This window comes from Lysinibacillus sp. FW301-JW8, assembly GCF_058788755.1.
Map to the genome: position 1 here is coordinate 1 of NZ_JBYTBB010000147.1, position 1,327 is coordinate 1,327.

Below are 1,327 nucleotides of genomic sequence, written 5' to 3' on the forward strand. Positions count from 1 at the left end.
TAAGTGCCTTTCATTTTCTTTAAAAACGGAAGAAATAGAAAACAGAAAATTCAATTAAAATTCACGCGACGTTAGTGTTAATTTTTATATCCATTAATGAAACTGTAGATGCAAAATTAAGTGATTCCCCACAACCTCTTGAAGAATTTCTTCCTGAAATAGGATATAAAACTGTAGCGTCTGCGTTAAAAGATTTTGAACAACTTTATAAAATAGAACTTAAGCTGCCACTTAGAGTACCGCCAATAAGTTTTACTCATTATTTTGGAAGATTTAATAAATTAGATGGAGATATGAATGGTGCGTTTGAAATAACAATGATAAATGACCGATTCCCTCAAAATCATTTTAAAATTGATGTTCGCCCAATTCAGCATAAAATCTCCTTTGAAAAATATATTTCAGATGTATTTAAGTTGAAAGATGGAAGTAATGCAGCTTATATAGACAATTCGAAATTTGGTTTTAATATGTTAGTCTTTGAAAGAGATAATTGGCAGTATGTGTTTAGTATTGATCAAGATGTTTCTGATAAAGTAACATCTGAAGAACTTATTGAGATAGCAAATTCTATTGATTATCCAAATGGAAAATATTAATTTAACTAAAGAGGCCGCATCTGATGGGTCTTAATTGATAAAAAATCAATCGACATAACCGATTTAAAGCCGACCAAATATGTAATGGAGTGAGCATAGACGTTGAAAATAGCCAATGGAAATAGTTTTCCAAACGAAACTAATATAAGATATTATTAAACTAAAAATACAGTTTAGTTTAGAGAAATCAATTCGAAATGAGGTAGAAGATGAGGTACCTTGTTATTTTGTTCTCAATAATAGTACTGATACTTACTTTAATCAGTTGTAATGAGAAAGATGACGATTTGGTAGGACCTAGTGTGAAATCAGATGAAGCGGAGAAAATCGCAAAGAATAATTTTAATATATCTACAATCAATAGTATTGAATTAAGACACTTAAGCAATGAGGAATTTGACAATATTCCCTTTGAAGAAGCAAAAGATAGAACACCTGTTTATTTTGTAATTCAAGGAATAGATATAACCAAAAAAGAGGTGATTGTATTCGTAAATTCAAATGAAAAAAGATTTAATTATATCAAATCACTAGCATCGCATAAATATTAACCGAAATTTCAGTTTTATTTTTTTCTACAATTAGAAAAAAAACAAAGACACGTAAGCAGAGGTAGTGAACATCCATTTTTTTACTATAACCTTTGACGAAGACAACAGAGATGAGAAATCCCTTATGGTACGCATTTTCCTTTGATTTTTCGAAGCCAAATGTGGGCAGATTTCCAC

General features: G+C 29.8%; 3 protein-coding genes. 2 read left to right on the top strand and 1 reads right to left on the bottom strand.

Annotated elements, in window-relative coordinates; translation table 11 throughout:
- The first annotated feature begins 74 nt into the window (after positions 1-74).
- The gene (locus tag AC3WOM_RS26655; RefSeq protein WP_492449202.1) at positions 75-599 is read left to right on the top strand and encodes a hypothetical protein; all 525 of its coding nucleotides are present in this window, start codon (positions 75-77) and stop codon (positions 597-599) included.
- 302 nt (positions 600-901) lie between these two features.
- Positions 902-1,150 (top strand): hypothetical protein, encoded by a 249-nt coding sequence (locus AC3WOM_RS26660; protein WP_492449204.1) that lies wholly within the window; start codon positions 902-904, stop codon positions 1,148-1,150.
- On the opposite strand, the gene AC3WOM_RS26665 is transcribed toward AC3WOM_RS26660, so the two are convergent.
- The coding region (locus AC3WOM_RS26665; protein WP_492449206.1) for a hypothetical protein at positions 1,122-1,327 on the bottom strand (206 nt) is incomplete at its 5' end. The two genes, AC3WOM_RS26660 and AC3WOM_RS26665, sit on opposite strands and share 29 nt — an antisense overlap.